Below are 18731 nucleotides of genomic sequence, written 5' to 3'. Positions count from 1 at the left end.
TCGGCGCTGAGTGGAATGAGCGAGATGGATCGCGAAGTCGTTGCGCTGCGTCATTTTGAAGAACTGACCAACCAAGAAGTCGCCATGGAACTTGGCATCACGCCGAAAGCCGCCAGCATTCGGTATGTGCGAGCGTTGGAGCGTCTGCGGTCGGTGCTGGAGAAGATTTGAATGCCGGTTTGAGAGAACGAAGCATTGAAATTGAAAACGTTAGATTGCAAAGCTGACAGAACGGTCGCAGTCATTTTTCACTTTTCAGTTGACAATTTACAATTTTCAATCTGCGCCGGAATCTTTCAAAAATCTTTCTGAGTTTCCGGTAGATGTTTGCTCGTGGTGGGGTTTAAGCCCGTGAATCCTCCTCTCTAAACATCCCACGGGACTCGTCATGAAGCGTCTGTCGTTGCTCACTGTTTTCTGCGCATTGGCTTTGTTGCTAAGCGAATCACTTGCCAACGCGCAGCCTCCGGGGGGGCGTCCCGGCCAAGGCGGCGGACGACAGGGAGCTGGTCCTGGCGGTGGACGTGGACCAGGCATGGGGGGCCCCAATGGGCAACCCCGCGGTCAACAAACACCACCGTTGCTTCGCATCTTTGATGCAGATGGCGACGGCGAACTTTCGCCGAACGAGATCGACGCGGCATCCGTTGCACTGCGAAAGCTCGATCGGAATGGCGATGGAAAGCTGACCACCGAAGAATTCCGACCAACGGGAACAGCCGGATCACAGGGCCGCCAGGGATCAGGCCGCGGAGCACCACGCGGTGCCATGCAAGGTGGCCAGCCTGGTCCCGGCCGTCCCGGTGCCGGCGGTAGACCTGCCGGTGGTGGACCTGCCGGTGGTAGACCTGCCGGTGGTGGAGGACGCGGCGGCGACCCGGCTCAGGCGGACGCTGCGTTCGCCGAGCAAATCATGGCCTTCGATGAAAACAAGGACGGCTCGCTCGACAAGTCCGAATTGCCCGAGCACATGCATCAAGCGTTTGCAATCGCAGACGCCGATCAAGACGGGTCGCTCGACGAAGCCGAGCGACTTGTGCTGGCGTCGCAGTTTCGCCGCAACAAACTGAATCCGACCGGCGATGCTCGCGTGAATTCGCCGTCTCAAGCTGGACCGCGTGACGGTGGACAGCGCGGTGCCGGTCAGCGCGGTGCCGGTCAAGCTCGTCCGGGACAGGGCGGCCGGCCTCGTGATCGCGTTCGTCCGCGTGACATCGAATTCAGCGAGAAATTTCCCATCGGAGCCGAACTGCCTGAGGATCTGCAGGTCTACAACGTCGATCGGAAGTTGGTGCCAGTGAACAGCATCTTCCAGTCGAAGTACACCGTGATCGTCGGTGGCTGTTTGACATGTCCCGAGTTCCGAAATTCCTATCCCGAGATTGAGGCGGTCGCCCGCGACTTCAAGGATCGAGGCGTTGATTTTTACTTCCTGTACCAATCGCTGACACACCCAGAGAATTGGGGATTCGTGCAACCGTCTTCGATCGAGGACCGATTTGCCCAAGTCGACCATGCCAAGGAACTCTTGCAGACCCAAATCCCGTGGTTGACTGATCCGATTGATAACCAGCTAAAGACGTATTTCGTCTTGACTCCGAATTCACAGTTCGTGTTCGACCGGTCGGGCAAAGTGGTGCATCGAAATTCGTGGGGACGCGGCTCAAGCCTGCGTGAATCGCTGGAGACCCTGGTCGGCAAGCCGGAAACACTGACCACCGTCCAAGACCTGAACCTGCCACGTTTCGAACGTCACCTGACACCCCAAAGCGAAATGCTGTTGGAACGAGTCAGCGTGGAAGGGAAAGCGATTGCGTTGCGGGTCGAGTCTGGCGGGGAAACCAACCCCGTCTCTGCATTGCGTTCAATCGATTTCCATCCGTCCAATCGTTATGTGAAACTTCGACCGGAAGCAGACCGACAATTGCTCGAGACCGGAACGGGGACACTGTATCTTGGTTTTCGCCAAGACCCGGTGCTGGGAGCAAGTTGGAATAACCTAGCTAGTCCACCCGAGTATAAGATCGTTGCCGAAGGTGCGACAGTCTCACCCGCCACGGGGCATTCCAAGCGATTGGACGTCGAATCCGACAATGAGCCGCGTGAGTTCTTGGTCGACCTGAAGGACTGGCACTCGGACGAACCGATTTCGGTCAAGATTCAGTACTTTGCGTGTAATAAAGAAAAAGGTTGGTGCAAGTCCGTGCAACAAGAATTCACTGTTTGGCTGGACGAAGATGAATCGGCCGGAATGGTCAACGGGCGGAGTCATTTTCCAGGCGGTGGCAGGAGACGGAATTGAAGGGAAGGGATTGAAAAAGGTAAATTGAAAATTGGAAACTGCAAATTGGAGAGGATCGTTTCAGTGCTTTCGTAGATTCGCTTTTGCGGTGACCACTGATCTGCCAATGATGTTATCCACGGCTCACCCCTCCGTTAATTTACAATTGTCAATATTTCAACTTCACTGCCATCGCCAATTTTCGATTGCGGCGCGATGACGGTCATTTCAGAAATCGGTTGGAGTGGTCAACGGGCGGAGCCATTTTCCGAGTGGTGAGAGGAGACGGAACTGAAGGGAAGGAATTGAAAAAGTTAAATTGAAAACTGGACACTGCAAATTGAAGAGGATCGTTTCAGTGCTTACGTAGATTCGCTTTTGCGGTGACCACTGATTTTCCAATGATGTTACACAGCTGGTTCGCTTCGTCGAGCAGATCAGACATTCGTTCGCTTGGTAGCAATTCGGATCGAAGTATCAATTTGATCCATGTGCGAGATTCACGAAGTTCCTTCAACGTGATTCCAAGTTTATGAATGAAATCTTTTTTGCTTTCAGCTGCACATGCCTCGGCGTAATTGGCAGCGGGCGATGTTCCGCTGCGGACAAGCTGCCCAGCGATATGTCTTCCGAGCCGAGTGTCGGGCAATGCGTCAACCACCTTCCCAACACGACACGCAAAATCTAGCAGACGGTCTTCGAGCTCATCTCCTCGTTTATCCACGGCATCACCTCTCCTTCAATTCAAAGTTGCCAATTTTCAATTTTACTTTTTCAATTTCACTTTTTCAATTTTACTGCCATCGCCAGTTTTTGATTGCGACACGATGACAGCCATTTCAGCAATCGGTTGGAGTGGTCAACGGACGCAGCCATTTTCCGGGTGGGGGAAGAAGGCGGAATTGAGGAGAGGGAATTGAAAAAGTTAAATTGACAAATGAAAAGTGAAAAATGCAAATTGGAGAAGTTGGAAGACAAGCGTTTCGTAGATTCGATTTTTCGGTGCCCACTGATTTGCCAATGATGCTGCAGCGCATCATCCGGCTTTCAGTTTTCAATTGTCAATTTACAATTTAACTTTTTCAATCTAACTCTCGTGATTTCACCCCTGCAAGAGGATTCCCGGCATCTCAACCGACGACGACATTTCAATCGACGACGACACCTACGCCACCGTGGACATCCTCGCCAGCGATTTCGTGGCACGCTATCGCAACGGTGATCGCCCCACCGTAGAAGAGTACGCGAATCGTCATCCCGAACTGAGCGACTCCATCCGGCGCGTCTTTCCGCTGGTGCTCTCGGTCGAAAAGGTCAAGGTTGATCAACAATCCGAGGGCGACGGAAGTGCGACACTTGCCGGGCGAGTGTTTGAACGACTTGGTGATTTCCGGCTGCTGAGAGAGATCGGACGTGGCGGCATGGGGATCGTCTACGAGGCGGAACAGGAGTCGCTCGGACGCCGTGTCGCGATCAAGGTTCTGCCAAAGCAGTCTTTACTGGACGACGATGCGTTGCAACGTTTCCGGCGAGAAGCCAGCACCGCGGCGGCCATGCACCATTCCAACATCGTGCCTATCTTCGGGACGGGCCAAAGTGATGGAACTCATTATCTGGTGATGCAACTGATTCGAGGCGAGTCGCTTGATCGTCTCATCTCGACCGCAGAGACGCACGGCAAAGCGTCGGAACCACCCTCCGGCGATGGTAGCGACAAGTCGAGCAACGAGACGCCAATCCAAACATCCGATTGTCGCATCGCAGCTGAAATCGCCGCCCAGATTTCCGACGGACTGGCTTACGCTCACGGAAACGGCGTACTCCATCGCGACGTGAAACCCGCCAATATCCTTCTCGACGAAGATGGCGTCGCCCAGCTGACCGACTTCGGAATTGCGCGGAACACGCGGGACGATCCGACCATGACGCAATCCCTCAGCGGCAGCCCTCGCTACATGGCACCGGAATGCTTTCAAGGCCAATCGGATCAGCGGTCAGACGTGTACGGTGTTGGATTGACGCTCTACGAAATGCTGGCCGAAACTCCCGCATTCAAAGACCTGACCCCACATCAACTGCCCGAGGCTATCAAGCTTCATCTGATCAAGCCACTGAAGGAGGTTCGCGACGACGTCCCCCCGGACTTGCAAACGATTGTCGCCAAAGCGATCAATCCCGAGCCGGCACATCGGTATCAATCCGCGTCCGATTTGCGTGACGATCTGAATCGTTTTTTAAAAGACGAGCCGATTCTTGCTCGACGCACCACGGCGTTGCAGAGACTGGTTCGTTGGTGTCGTCGCAACCCGAAACTCGCCGGCGTCACGGGCATCGCCATCGCATCGATGCTGGCTGCGACCGTCGCGTCGTCGGTCGGCTTCGCGATGACATCCGCCGCCAACACGCGGACCGGCAAGGCACTTGCACAGTCCGAACAGACCGTCGAACTCGCACTGCAATCGCTCGACGGCGTTGTGGACGTCGTTTCCATTCCGGCTTCGGCGATGGGTGAAGCGGACATGGGAGAGTTGGATTCGGCACTCTTTCTGCTGAACCCATCACCGCATGCGGCACGCGTGTTGGAAAACATCCAGCCACTCTACGAACGCCTTGCCAATCAGGCGCCGACTCGACCAGATATCGTTCGGCAAATGATCGAAGCGAGCCTTCGGCTTTCCAGGATTCAACAACAACTCGGACAAACCGACGCTGCGATCACGACGCTCGACGAAAGCATTGAACTTTTGCGAACGCGCGGCGACTTGGCCGGTTTGCCGAACAAGGAGCAACGACTTCTGATCGTGCGTCTGCACAACGAGCTTGGCAAAGTCTACGCACTGAAATTGGACTATGCGAATTCGGACGAAGCCTACGCCATGGCGATCCGGTCCGGCGAAGCTGTCGCTGATCCCGACGATCGGCTGAAACTGCAACTCGCCTATGCGTTTGTTGCACTCGGTGATCCGCCTCCCCAGCGTCGTCGCGACCAAACCCGATTGCCCATTGAATCGCGAATCGCTCGTGAGCGATTGTCGACAGCCAAAACGCTCCTTCGCGAATTAAATCCTTCGCTGCATGAGGCGAGTGAAGTTGCCGTGCTGCGCGCGCGGATTCACCTCGCCGATTCACGCCGAGCAAAGCGGCCCGCGATTCGACAGTCCGAGTTCTTATCCGCCACCGACATCCTGCGTGAACGACTGACTCAATCACCAGACGATGCCCGCGTTCGGTTTGCCTTGGTCGAAGTACTCGCCAGCGTGAATCTGCGCCGACAGTTCGGTTCGCAACGGATGGCCGACGAAGCGGGCGAGCGACTTGATGAAGCGCTCGCCGAATTAGAACCGCTCCGATCGATCAATCCCAAGACACAACTGTTCGCGGTCTCCAAAGTCCACATTCTGCACAAGCTATCCAACCTCGCTCGTTCGAACGGCGACTTCGACCTTACACTCGAACGCCTCGCAAAAGCAATTGCCATCCAGTCGTCGTTGGTCGATGCATCGCCCGGCAGCATGCCCCACCGATGTTGGCGAGCGTTGCTGTACAGAAGTCTCGCTGAAGTTCACCGACGGCAAGGCGATACAGACGCAGAACGTGAAGCAATCGCCGCTGCGGTTGCCGACTTGGACGCGATCGCCCCTGAGTCGAAGGCTCATCCGTTCGCAGTTCAGACTCAACAGATCATTCAAAAGCTGTCCACCGAGGGAATCGACGATCCAGCGAACAGCGACACGCTGTAGTGGAAGAATGTATCCAGCGGTAGTTGACCGAGAACGGTTCCGTGGTTTTCGCCCCCCTGTTCGTCTCCCCGCCCGATTCTCATTGGCTTCCGTTGAAAAAGACGTGCCGTCTTGTCGAATGAAGGTCGTGCCGATTCTGCGTTGGGCGGTTCGGCGACGATTCGGTTTTCGTTTGCATCACGTTTTCCCTTGAGTCCGCCGTGTCAACGTTTGTGCCACTCGGGTTCGGTTGGCAGCCAGATCTGCCCGACGGTCGCGATCGGACGTACCGCGATTGCGAGATCATGGACACGTTAAAACGCTTGCCCGACTCAACGGGAGCAGCGTTGCCGGACGTGGTCGATTTACGTCGCGACTGTGGAGGTGTTTATTTCACCGACGTTGATGATCAGGGACCGCTGAACGCTTCGTCGGCGTTTGCCGTGCTGGCAATGGTGGAATACTTCCAGCGACGGATTCACGCCTGCACCTTCGACGGATCGAAACTGTTCCTGTATCAGGCGACCCGCCATCGCCTGACGGCATCGCAACAGCCGCCGGCCGACGCGGGCGCCGAGATCCGCGGCACACTGAAGACCCTGATGCAAATCGGGGTGCCGGTGGAAACGCGCTGGCCCTACCAGACGGAACGGTTTGCCACCGAGCCGAGTCCCTTTGTCGTTGCCGACGCCAAACGGCTCGCCAACGTCCGCTATCTGCGACTGGATGAACCCAACCGCCCGGGCGCGCGAACGTGGGCCATCGTGAAATCATTTCTCGCCGCCGGATTCCCCGTCGTCTTCGGCTTTTCGGTTCCCTCCTCGATAACGTTCGACGCCCACATCCCCTACCGCCCCGAGCGCGATGCCACCCGCGGCGGCCAAACGGTCGTTGCCATCGGGTACCACGCCAACCGCTACGGTCCGGATCAGGATGCGCTGCTGATTCGAAGTTCTTGGGGAAGACGCTGGGGAGACAATGGGAACGGCTGGCTTCCCGCCGCCTTCATCCGCCGTCAGCTGGCGCGCGATTTTTGGACCCTGATTTCAGCGGACTGGCTGGATAGCGGTGAATTGAGCCGACCGGCAGTCTGCGGATAACACCGGCGTCCAGACGGCAGCCACCACAGGTTCATTCGTCCGGTTCCTTTCCGTAGTCGATCCATGGATTGACGCTTCAAAATCATCGGCAACCGATCACACCGGGACCGATGCCGACCACTTGGGAGAATCATGATGGCCAAAAAACGAGTGACCAAGAAAACCGCCCGACGAGCCACCAAGAAAAGAGCCACCAGGGCGTCTTTGACGGCACAGGGATCCGCAGATGAGTTCACGTTGGAACCCGGTGACGGTGGGACGTTCGGCGGCGAGTTCGGTGCCGAGCGGACCGGTCGATCGATCGTCACCGTGATGGGAGATTCGCCGGCGAAGATGAAAATTGCGCTGGCGGAGTTAAAGAACCGCGCCGGCGTGTCCAACGTGATGCGAATGTCGGACTTCGGCGTCGAATCTTTCGAGCTGGCCCAAACCGAAGACGCCGAAGCCATCGTACTGGACGAGCTCAACATCGCGATCATCGACGGGGACGCCGATCAGATGCAACAGATGGCCGCGATGGAGGAATCGGGCGACACCGAGGTGATCATCGAACCGGAATACATGAACTATGCGTTCGATGACGTGGGTCTGGACGACGACGTGCTGGAGGAGGGCAGCGTGGACCAGGAGACGTCGATCGGCGACGCCGCCGACGTCTCGGCCGATTACCTGCGCGGTTACCAACAGGGCGTCAACGCGTTGATCCAATCGATGTCCGGAGGCGTCTCGGTCAGCGCCCAGCCCGGTCTCGTCGGTGCCTTAGCGACGTTCAGCGACAACGCCGCGGCGACGTGGGGGTTGCACGCGACCCGCGTTCTCAATTCGCGGTTTTCCGGCCGGGGAATTCGAGTGGCGGTGCTGGACACGGGGCTCGATGTGAGGCATCCGGATTTCGCCGGTCGAACGATCCAAACGCAGTCCTTCATTCCGGGTGAATCGGTTCAAGACGGCAACGGGCACGGGACCCATTGCGTCGGCACGTCCTGCGGAGCGTTGCGGCCGGGCGTCGGGCCGCGTTATGGCATCGCGCACCAGGCAGAGATTTTTGTCGGCAAAGTGCTCAGCAATCGCGGCAGCGGCAGTGACGGCGGGATCCTCAACGGCATCAACTGGGCGGTGCGCAACCGTTGCCAGGTGGTTTCGATGTCACTGGGCCGGCGTGTGCGTGTCGGGGAACGGCCGACGCAGAACTACGAAGTTGCCGGTCGCCGCGCCCTGCAGGCGGGAACATTGATTGTGGCGGCGGCCGGGAACGACAGCTCACGCCCTTCGTTGATCCAACCGGTGTCCAGCCCGGCCAACGCGTCGACGATTGTCGCCGTTGCCGCCGTCGATTCGAACTTGTCGGTCGCGACGTTCTCCAATCGCGGGATCAATCCTGCCGGTGGCGAGATCAACGTGGCCGGACCGGGTGTCAACGTGCTTTCCAGCTGGCCGATGCCGGTACGACGGCGCTCGATCAGCGGAACCAGTATGGCCACCCCGCACGTCGCCGGGATCGCGGCCTTGATCGCCCAAGAAATCCCTTCGGCGCGAGGCGTCCAGCTGTATCGTGAACTGCGTCGGCGTGTCCGGCGACTGCCGCTCGGCTCGGCCGATGTCGGCAACGGACTGGTCGAAGCGGTCTGATCGCGGTGCTCTGAACGCGGCGCCTGCGCCGGCCGCCAAGCCACAACCTTCTCTTCACGCTTGACGCAGCCTAGAATGAGATCTGCGTCACGATCGCACACGCGATCGTCCAATCGGGAGCAAACGATGTCGAAAATGAAAACGGTGATCGTCACCTTGGACGATGAACATGTCGCCAAGATTCACCAAGTGGCGACGCAGTGCAAGGCGGCGGGGATGGTGGTCGGGGAGTCGCTCGAAGTCCTCGGCCAAATCACCGGCCGAATCGATCCGAAACAAGAACCCGCATTGCGGAAGGTTCCCGGCGTGATCAGCGTCGACGAATCCCAGGATTATCAATTGCCTCCCGGCGATTCCGACGTCCAATAAAGATCGACATCCATCTGGATCGGCGGTCTTCCCGTTTGCTTCCGGGTGTCTTCTGTAGAAGCCTCGTGGTCGTTTGTCACACTGACCTCAGTGATCTCTTCTCACTGTGCTCATGACACGACACCATGAAATCATCCTGCGCCTTCGCCACGATCGCTCTGGTCGCCTTGTGCCTTTGCACCGCGTGCACGCCCGTCAAGCAAACGCAAACCGATGACGCCAAAAAGCGAGCGCTCGCGGAAAACGTTTCCAACGATTCCGCGGCGGGCTATTTCACGTATCGCGATTCCGATCCCTACGACGACGATGATTCACCGCACGTCCCCGACTTCTTCGCCGGGATGGACGCGATCAGCGAGCCAGCGGTGAAGCGAAAGGAAGAAACCGCCACGGCGGATGAAACCACAGCAGGGGGTAAAGTCTCTGCGGACGATGATTCTCCGCCGCATGCGATCCCCGATCCACTATTGGACCTGATCCGCAACGATGATGGATCGCCGGTGCGGGCGGCGGTGACGGTCGAACCGGCCGACCTGAATGTCAACGAGAGGATCGGCCGCAATACCTGGATGGCCTGGTGCGCCGGCAACGAAGGGTTTTGGGATTGGCTCTGCACCGACAGCCTCGGCTTCATCGATCTGTTGAAACTGGTCGATTCGCGTCAGCGGGCGCAGCGGTTTGCCGAAACGGGCATGATCAACGAGCCGGGCATGGAGCAAGCCCGATCGGCGCGTGATGAAGAATTCGGACTCTGGCTGGATTCCCCGGCCGATGATCGGGTGCGTCGTTGGCGACAGGTCTACGTCCGGCAAACCTTTGATGCGATCGCGGAGGGCAGGCACAAATCGCAAGTCGGGCTCCAGCGACGCGGACCCTCGGGCGACTACGACGGCCCGTCACTCTACACGGGCGCTGCGGACGCGTTCAAGAACGAAGGCTATCGCTATCCGTCGTCCTACCTTTCCGGCGAGGACGCTGCCTACGGTTCGGACGATCCGCCTGGGTACGCCGACCGCGACCGGTACAACGCAGATGAGGATCGCCAGGGCGAATCATCCGAATCATCACAGCGGTCGATCGACGAAATCATTCCACCGCCGGATCTGTATGGTTTGTCCAGCGGCGTGATCGGTCTGCGGTTGTTTCCCAATCCGTACTTCGACGCCGAGGCCCAGGCCAACTGGGATGCGGATCTGTTTTACAACGACAAATCCTATTACACCGACCCGAATCTCGTCCGGCCGTTCCGTGTGGGTATGAGCTGTGCGTTCTGCCACGCGTCCTTCCACCCGCTCAAACCACCGCGCGACGTGACCAACCCGCGTTGGACGAACCTTTCAGGCAACATCGGGGCGCAATACCTGAGTATGCGGGCCACCGTCGGCGGCCAGCTGACGCCCGACCAATTTGTCTACCATCTACTGGAAAGCCAACCGCGTGGCACGATCGATACGTCGCTGATCGCATCGGACAACATCAACAATCCCAACACGATGAACGCCGTGTTCGGGCTTCCCCAACGCGCCATTCTGTCACTTCACAATCCGCAAGAACGTCTCTCCAAAGAGAGTTCTCGGCTGCCATCGTTGTGGAAACACCCCGACCCGAATCGTCCCGGCGATGGCGAGGATGTGGTTCCAGAGAAGTGGGTCGAACGGGCTCAGGATCTCGGTCTGGTCGACCAAGTCGTGCATTCCAACGACAACCCACGCCACGTGCCACGGATCCTGTTGGACGGATCCGATTCGATCGGCACCTGGGGGGCGTTGGCCCGCGTCTATCTGAACATCGGCAGCTACTGGGAACAATGGAACCAGTTGCATCAAGTCGTCATCGGGTTCGGTCCGCAACGGCCGTTTCGACTGGCCGATTGCGAGGAATACTCGGTCTATTGGAACGCGACCGAACAGCGGGTTCCGGGATTGCGTGACTACTTTCTAAAGATCACTCCGACCATGCCATTGCTGTCCACCCCCGACGGCGAAGCGCGTCGGCAACCGATCAGCGACGAGGAACTGGCGCGATGGAAACGCCAAGCCGAACGCGAAAAACGTGACGGCGAGTCGCTGTTGGCTGCCGAGCGGGCCAAACGCGTCGACGTCAGCCAACTTGCCCGGGGCAGAAAAGCCTTTGCCCGAAACTGCATCGTCTGCCATTCCAGCATCCAGCCGGAAAGCACCGAAGCGATTGTCAAGGATTTCCCCAGCAATGCAGATTTCGACGCCTTGATTGCCAAACGTTTGGCCGTCCGCAACGCATCGGAAAGCAACGGCGAGTTTTGGGAACACGACCCGGCACAGTGGTTGGAAGACCCGAGCTATCAAGCTTGGGCGGAGGCGGTGGTTGAACAACCGGCGTTCTGGACCGAGAACTATCTTTCGACCGACTATCGCATTCCCGTCAACCTGGTCAAAACCAACGCCTCGCGGGCGATGGCGACCAATGGCATGACCGGCCACATGTGGGAAGATTTCGCGTCGGAGAGCTATCGACAACTCCCATCACCCGGCGAGATCGAATACTTCAATCCCTATGCCGGAGAGGAAGGCGCCATGGAGTCCTTCGCGCCCCGGCACATCAATCCGGGCACGGGCGAGCGTGATGGGGGTGGCGGACCGGGTTATTATCGCGTTCCGAGTTTGATGTCGATTTGGGCCACCGCGCCGCTGCTGCATAACAACAGCTTGGGGCTGTACAACAATGACCCGTCGGTCGACGGCCGGTTGATTGCGTTTGACGACGCGATCCGCAAACTGCTGTGGCCGGAAAAACGTCTCCAGAGCAGCAGCTACAACGCAGCCACGCCCGAACGACTGCGGCGTGATCACGGATTGATCTGGCGAACGACCGAGGAAACGTACCTGCGGGTCGATGCGAAACGCGTGCCCGGGTTCGTCTATCGATTGCCTTTCGTCAAAACGCTGCATCAGTCTCAACGCCTGATGTGGCTCCGTTCGGTTCGGCCGCTCTGGCTGCCCGGTGTGATTTTTCTGATCGGAGCGTTGATCATTCTGTTGGTCAGCAGCACCGATTCGAAACGGCTGGTCGCCTACGTGATCGTTTTCCTGGCCATCGTCTTGGCCGCCTCACTGTGGTGGGCGAGATCCTACAGCGGCGTCCAATGGGCGGCCCCGCTGCGGAACGTGCATCCCTGGCTGCTGCCGGTCCTGACGCTACTCGCTGTCGCGGTCGTGCTGTGGTTGAACCTGTCACGCCGATTCGCACGCTGGTGCGGCTACGGGCTGGTCATCGCCGCTCTGGTCGTCAGCGGGCTGGTGTATTTCAAAGCCGGCAGGCTCGGCGATGTCAACATCGGACCGATTCCCAAGGGAACACCGGTGAACCTGCTGGCCAACTTTAATCCCGAGGCGGAATTGGCGACACAAAAGAAGAGTGTCGCGACGCTGATCGCCGGGCTTGCCGAGATCCAGTCGCGGCAACTGGGCAAGGAAGCAGCCGAGCGGGTGATGAAGGAAAAGATCGCGCCGGCGCTGATGACCGTCAACAAATGTCCCGACTTCGTCATGGACAAGGGGCATTATTTCCCCTGGTTCGATTCGATGACCGACGACGACAAGAACGCGCTGATTGAGCTCCTTAAGACACTGTGACCACCATGAGCGACGAATAGGTGAACAACTCACCCGATGACTTTGATTACATCATCGTCGGTTCCGGCGCCGGCGGTGCGCCGTTGGCATCCCGGCTCGCCAGGGCGGGCAAAAAAGTGTTGGTGATCGAAGCCGGGGCCAACCATACCGAGCGCGGTCCACGCGACGGCGGAAACGAAGTCTCGCGGGTGCCGTTGCTGCACGGTGCCTCGACCGAACATCCCGATTTGTCGTGGCGGTTCTTTGTCGACCACTACCGACGCAGCGGCACCGGTCAGCTGCCCGACCAAATCCGCCAAGACCCCAAATGGCACACACCGGATGCCAACGCCGGCGAGAACGAGACGCACGAAGGGATCTTCTATCCGCGTGCCGCGGGCATCGGCGGCTGCACGGTTCACAACGCGATGATCACGATCGCCGGCCCCGAATCGGACTGGGACGATCTGGCGGAGTTTCTGCAAGACCCGACCTGGAATGGTCGCCAGATGCGCGCGTACTTTCGCAGGCTGGAACACAACGATCATCAACGTCCCCCCGATCGCAGTCGCCGGCGGAAGTGGCGTCACCAGTGGCGTTATGTTTTCAACAGTGTGTTGTTCCTCGGCGGTCGTCGTCCCGATGCGACCGGCGGACGCCATGGTTTTCGGGGGTGGTTGCACACCAGTTTCACCGATTTGACGATCGGATTGCAGGACCGGCAACTCGTCAAAATGCTCAAGGCCGCACTCTGGGTCTCGAAATGGGAGGGCCTGGACAGTGCCTGGTCCTGGACGCGAACGTTGCTGAAAGGTCGCGTCCGGCAATCGTTGGACCCGAATCACTGGGAAACGCAATCCAACAGCCCCGAAGGCGTGGTGTTGATTCCGACGTCGGTGTATGGGGGCGACATCACCATCCACCAGAACCGCGGCACGCCCTACGCCATGCTGGGGCGTCGCAGCAGCCCACGTGAACTGTTGCTCGAAACGGTTGCCCTGCACGGCGACAAGCTGACGATCTGGACGGATTGCCTGGTCACCAAAGTGATCTTGGAAGGTGACCCGCCGACCGCCGTCGGCGTTGAACTGCTGCGCGGGGAGCGGTTGTATCGCGCCCACGTCGACCCGAATCAACAACCCGGTCAACCGGATTCCGTCCGGGTCCGCAAAGGCGGCGAAGTGATTCTCTGTGGCGGAGCGTTCAACACGCCGCAATTGCTGATGCTGTCGGGAATCGGCGATCCCGAAGCGCTGCAAAACGTTCGCGATCCTCGTCGGACGGATCAGGACAAGCAATCGGTTCCCTGCACGGTCGCGCTGTCGGGTGTCGGCAAAAATCTGCAAGACCGCTACGAGGTCTCGATCGTCAGCCAGATGAAAAAGGATTTCAGCTTGCTCGATGGAGCGACGTTTCAGGTGCCCGCCGATCCCGATGCACCGGATCGTCACTTGAGGCAGTGGCGTGAAGAGGGCACGGGGCTGTACACCAGCAACGGCGCGGTGCTGGGGATTTTCAAACGATCACGTCCCGATCTGGCCCAACCGGACTTGTTCATTTTTGGGATTCCGTCGGAGTTCCGCGGCTATCAGACCGGTTACTCGCAGATCGCCGATCACAACCGATTCACCTGGGTGATTCTGAAATCGCACACCCGCAATCGCGAAGGCGTCGTGCGACTGCGCAGCGTCGATCCGCTGGACACGCCCGAGATCAATTTTAATTATTTCGGCACCGGATTGGATCCCCGCGTGCATCCCAGCGCCGGCGACCCCGACGTCCGCGCGATGGTTCACGGCGTCAAATTCGTACGCAAGATTTTGCGATCGGCGCGGTCCGTGGTGGACCAGGAAATCCACCCCGGCCGGCAGTTCGACAGCGACGCGACGGTGAATGATTGGATTCGACGTGACGCCTGGGGTCACCACGCCTGTGGGACCTGCCGGATGGGGCCCGATGGCGACGAGGGCGCAGTTCTGGATAGCCGTTTTCGCGTCCGCGGTGTGGCCAACCTGCGCGTCGTGGATGCGTCGATCTTTCCCAAAATCCCCGGCTACTTCATCGTTGCCAATATCTACATGGCGAGCGAAAAAGCCGCCGACGTGATCTTGGAAGACGCGGAGTGTTTGCGCAAACCAGACAGCGAGGATTACCCGCACCGGTTGCGTGAGAAAGAGGCCGAAGTGATCAGGCAGCGTCGCGAGCGAACCGAGTTCGTTGCCGCTGCAGAAGCGTCAACTGCAAAAGCGTCAAAGGCGGACGAGTCATCGGAAGTCACCGCGGACGAGCGGGCGAGCGGCTTTGCACCGCCCTTGGGAGAACAGGGGCAATGGAGTAGCGATGTGACCGGGTTGGCGCTTTCCGGGGGTGGCATCCGCAGCGCGACGCACGCGTTGGGGGTGCTGCAAAGCATGGCCCGCAAACGTTTGTTGCGACGTGTGGATCTGATGTCGACCGTCTCCGGCGGTGGCTACATCGGTTCGTTTCTCGGCCGATGCTTCGATCGCTTGCGCCCGGAAACCGTCCGCAACTCGGGAGGGTTGCAATCGACTCCGCCGGCGGATCTGGTCGAACAGACACTCAGTTCGTCTCAATCGCCCGCCATCGAATGGTTACGAAGCCACGGCAACTACATCGCCCCCAATGGTCCTGGCGCCATGCGACTCAATTTTGCCGTCTTCGTGCGCAATCTGCTCAGTCTGCATTTGGTCGTCGGTCTGGCGATCGTGACCTCGTTCAGCCTCGCCAATCTGATTCGTTACAGCGGGCTCGATCAATTCTTGGGCGTGACCGGGTTACTGGACCTGGGCGAGATGCCGATCGGTCATCTGCTGCAATCGCTGATCGGACCATGGTTCAGCCCCTGGTTCATTCTGGTGGAACTGTTGCTGTTGTTCCTGGTCTTACCCCGCATCATCGCCTACTGGATCGTCTCGCAAGACGAGCACGAATCGTTTAAGGCGATCCCGATGCTGATCCTGTTTGCGGTCGGGGGCGTGTTGTTGTGGATCGGCGTCACCAATGGCATTCGATTCGAACCGTTGCTGCTGGGTGTGGCACTGTTCTCGTCGCTGCTGCAAGTGGAATTGGCGTGGCGGCGTGGACACAAACGCGAAGCGGCAACGGGATCCGGCGGTGTCGAAACGCAACGTCTGCGGACACGGAATTATTTGACGTATGACCTCGGGCTTGCGTTGGCGTTGGCCGGAGCGGCGTTGGTGTTCGCGTTGATCGATACGCTGGGACACGGTTTACAAGAATGGAAACTGCAAGGCAACTTCACGTATGCCGAAGCGTTCGCGTCGCTCGGGGCGGCGATCATGGCGATCATTCCCCTGATGCGATGGCTGGCCGGCTTTTTTCGCGAGCAAGGCGCCAGCGGCCCCCCATCGACGCTCAAACGCATTTTATTGCGTGATATGACGGCGGGATTGTTGGCGGTGATTTTGTTCACGCTTCCCCTGGTCGCCTACTCGTTCGCGTCCCATGCCCTGTTTCAGGGCGGCGACGAAGATTGGTTTTGGACCGCGGTCGCCGTCACGGTCGGGACGCTTGCGTTGACGATTCTGTTGGCCTTTCCCAGCACACTGACGTTCGTCAACCGCTCCTCGCTGTCGCAAACCTATTCGGCGCGGTTGGCACGCGCCTACTTGGGTGCGTCCAACCCAGCGCGGCATCGCCCCGACGGGATCAACGTGACCGAAGTCATCGCGGGGGACGACGTGGCGTCGATTCGCGACTACCGTCCCCATGAAGCCGGCGGGCCGTTGCACTTGATCAACCTCACCATCAACCAAACCGTCGACTTCGGTTCCCGACTGAGGAAACGTGACCGCCAGGGGTTGAACATGGCGGTCAGCTCCCTGGGTGTTTCGGTCGGCGAACACTGGCACAGCGCCTGGACCGATGCCTCGCATGCCGGTCGATCAGGGGCGCGCAAGGTCCCCACCGGCCTGGATCCGATCGGCAATCAACCCGGCCGTGTGCACCCCCTGGTCGACCAGATGGACCGCGCCGCCGATCGTGCGGAGATGTTGTCGTTGCGGCAATGGATCGGGATTTCCGGAGCGGCGATCGATCCGGGCCGCGGCCGCACGACCCATCTCGGCACGGCGCTGCTGATGGGGTTGCTCAATATGCGAACCGGACACTGGTGGGACAGCGGAATCTCCGCGGCCGATCGGATCGGCTGGCCGGTCCTGTCGCCGATCCGCCGTTTCCTGTATCTGATCCCACGTTACTTCGCGACGCAATCGCTGCTGGTTTCTGAGTGGATCGCCCGCTATCCCGGTCCCTGGGAACGCTTTTGGCATATTTCCGACGGAGGCTATTTTGAGAATCTGGCCGCGTACGAACTGATTCGTCGCCGGGTCCCACGCATCATTCTTTGCGACGGCGGTGCCGACCCGAACTACGAATTCGAAGACTTTGCCGAGTTGGTTCGCAAGGCGCGAATCGATTTCGGAGCCCGCATCGAATCGTTGACCAACGCCGAGCTAGACGCGTTGGCATCCAGCGGCGTGATCGCTGCACCGACACGCGATCGTTTGGGCACGGTCCAAGAGCTTCACCCGTCCTCCGAAGCGAGCGGAAACCCGTCGAGTTCGTCCAAGGCACACGCGGCGTTGTGCTGGATTCATTATCCGAATGCTCCCCAGGCCAACCGCTCGTTGCTGCTCTACATCAAAGCCAGCCTGACCGGGGACGAGCCGGACGACGTCCGCAACTACCATCGAACACACCCGGAATTCCCACACGAATCGACCGGTGATCAATCATTCGATGAAGCCCAATGGGAGAGTTATCGCAAACTCGGTGAACACGTCGGATCGTCGCTGTTTACCAGTGATTGGTTTTGGAACGTTCCATTGCCGCCCAGCGACGGAGAACCGGCATGATCAGGTCCCAATCGATTTGCAGTGTGTTGCTGGTCCTGCTGCCGCTTGCCGCCGCCGCATCGGACCACGCCGATCCGATCGATGTGCTCAATCGCCAGCGACAGGAGCGGGCATTGACGGATTTGTTCGTGTTTCCCGTCAAGCGGGATGGCACGCCGGCGTTTCCGTTTGAGCGTGACTCCAAATTGCCGCTTCACGACCTGCTTGCCGATGTCGTGCGTGACCCGCTCAGCGACGAACAACGCGAACAAATCGATTCGCTCGTGTTCATCCTCTGCGTCCGCCGTCAGTTGACCGATTCGACAACACTCAAGCTGGAACCTTATACCTACAGAATCAACATCGACTACAACAGTTCGGTTGACTTCCCAACACGGACGGATGTCGATCCCAATTCCGCAGACGCGGCGGCATCCGCGCAGGCATCAACCGATGGCCACAAGCATTCGCATGACGCGAACAACCTGTCGGTTGTCGAAGCATTCGCACGCTACGGCGGAAAGATTCTGCATCCCGACGAAATCAAAGAAGACATCGTGATCGAGTTTCGGCTCACCGACGATGGCAAGTTGCAGTCGGGTTACCCACGATTTTCCAAGCCGAAGCACTTGGACGTGGACCTCCGTCCGGACGCGGGGATCCACGACGATCCGTTTATCTTTCCGGCGTTTTTCGGCACCAACATCGTCGCCATGCAGGTCCGTGTGCCGCTGAGCGTGTTTCCGGACGACCGCACGGATTTTTTGATTTGGGCGACGTCCCACAAGGGTTCCGGCGGACCGATCGATCACGTCGGTCGATCCCTGCGGACTCAGAACCCGAGGTTCGAACTGCTCAACACCTTGCACCCCAGCCGACACGTCGCAGCGATCACGAGCGAACACACGCATCCCAGTTTGATGCGGGACATCATGCTACGTTTGAATTTGAGTTCGCTGTTTGCGTACCGTCGTTGGGATTTTGTCCCCGATGTGATGTGCTACTCGACACGCTATCCGGTCGGTTTTCCCAACGGGCGACTGCTCACCGATGACGTGGCCGCGATCCTTGCCCAGCACGGCGACACGTTGCTGTACGAACTTTCCTTTCAAGACGATCGCTATCGCTGGCCGCGTCAGACCACCAATGACGGACGCAGTGACGGA

The 18731-nt window shown here is 58.8% G+C and carries 10 protein-coding genes; 9 read left to right on the top strand and 1 reads right to left on the bottom strand.

Annotation, left to right across the window (positions count from 1 at the left end; genetic code table 11):
- The first annotated feature begins 15 nt into the window (after positions 1-15).
- Positions 16-171 (top strand): sigma factor-like helix-turn-helix DNA-binding protein, encoded by a 156-nt coding sequence (locus ABX749_RS02465; RefSeq protein ID WP_372894609.1) that lies wholly within the window; start codon positions 16-18, stop codon positions 169-171.
- Between the two features lie 364 nt (positions 172-535).
- A complete protein-coding gene (locus tag ABX749_RS02460; RefSeq protein ID WP_372894608.1) occupies positions 536-2302 on the top strand; it encodes a hypothetical protein in 1767 nt (588 codons plus the stop codon).
- 334 nt (positions 2303-2636) lie between these two features.
- On the opposite strand, the gene ABX749_RS02455 is transcribed toward ABX749_RS02460, so the two are convergent.
- Positions 2637-3005: a four helix bundle protein gene (locus tag ABX749_RS02455; protein WP_372894607.1), complete on the bottom strand. Its 369-nt coding sequence runs from the start codon at positions 3003-3005 to the stop codon at positions 2637-2639.
- Between the two features lie 451 nt (positions 3006-3456).
- Here ABX749_RS02455 and ABX749_RS02450 point away from each other — a divergent pair, with 451 nt between their 5' ends.
- The 7 genes from ABX749_RS02450 to ABX749_RS02420 all read left to right on the top strand — a co-directional run.
- A complete protein-coding gene (locus ABX749_RS02450; protein ID WP_372894606.1) occupies positions 3457-6021 on the top strand; it encodes a protein kinase in 2565 nt (854 codons plus the stop codon).
- 200 nt (positions 6022-6221) lie between these two features.
- Positions 6222-7100 carry a C1 family peptidase gene (locus ABX749_RS02445; RefSeq protein WP_372894605.1) on the top strand — a complete coding sequence of 293 codons (879 nt, stop codon included), beginning with the start codon at positions 6222-6224 and terminating at the stop codon, positions 7098-7100.
- Between the two features lie 132 nt (positions 7101-7232).
- Positions 7233-8729: a S8 family serine peptidase gene (locus ABX749_RS02440; RefSeq protein WP_372894604.1), complete on the top strand. Its 1497-nt coding sequence runs from the start codon at positions 7233-7235 to the stop codon at positions 8727-8729.
- 135 nt (positions 8730-8864) lie between these two features.
- Positions 8865-9098, top strand: coding sequence for a hypothetical protein (locus ABX749_RS02435; RefSeq protein WP_372894603.1), 234 nt, complete (start codon positions 8865-8867; stop codon positions 9096-9098).
- A gap of 125 nt (positions 9099-9223) precedes the next feature.
- Entirely contained in the window at positions 9224-12709 is a 3486-nt protein-coding gene (locus ABX749_RS02430; RefSeq protein WP_372894602.1) for a hypothetical protein, read from the top strand.
- A gap of 20 nt (positions 12710-12729) precedes the next feature.
- The gene (locus ABX749_RS02425) at positions 12730-17586 is read left to right on the top strand and encodes a GMC oxidoreductase (protein WP_372894601.1); all 4857 of its coding nucleotides are present in this window, start codon (positions 12730-12732) and stop codon (positions 17584-17586) included.
- A partial coding sequence (locus tag ABX749_RS02420) for a hypothetical protein (RefSeq protein ID WP_372894600.1) occupies positions 17583-18731 on the top strand: 1149 nt, incomplete at its 3' end. The genes ABX749_RS02425 and ABX749_RS02420, both read left to right, overlap by 4 nt.

The organism is Stieleria sp., assembly GCF_041595215.1.
In the GTDB taxonomy this organism is placed as follows: domain Bacteria; phylum Planctomycetota; class Planctomycetia; order Pirellulales; family Pirellulaceae; genus Stieleria; species Stieleria magnilauensis.
Note: the sequence above shows the minus strand (reverse complement) of the source record. Positions and strands in the feature narration are given on the sequence as shown.

Coding starts and splice junctions, on each gene's coding strand:
- ABX749_RS02460 (WP_372894608.1), top strand. CDS start 536: ATGGGGGGCCCCAATGGGCAACCCCGCGGTCAACAAACACCACCGTTG.
- ABX749_RS02440 (WP_372894604.1), top strand. CDS start 7,233: ATGATGGCCAAAAAACGAGTGACCAAGAAAACCGCCCGACGAGCCACC.
- ABX749_RS02430 (WP_372894602.1), top strand. CDS start 9,224: ATGAAATCATCCTGCGCCTTCGCCACGATCGCTCTGGTCGCCTTGTGC.
- ABX749_RS02465 (WP_372894609.1), top strand. CDS start 16: ATGAGCGAGATGGATCGCGAAGTCGTTGCGCTGCGTCATTTTGAAGAA.
- ABX749_RS02435 (WP_372894603.1), top strand. CDS start 8,865: ATGAAAACGGTGATCGTCACCTTGGACGATGAACATGTCGCCAAGATT.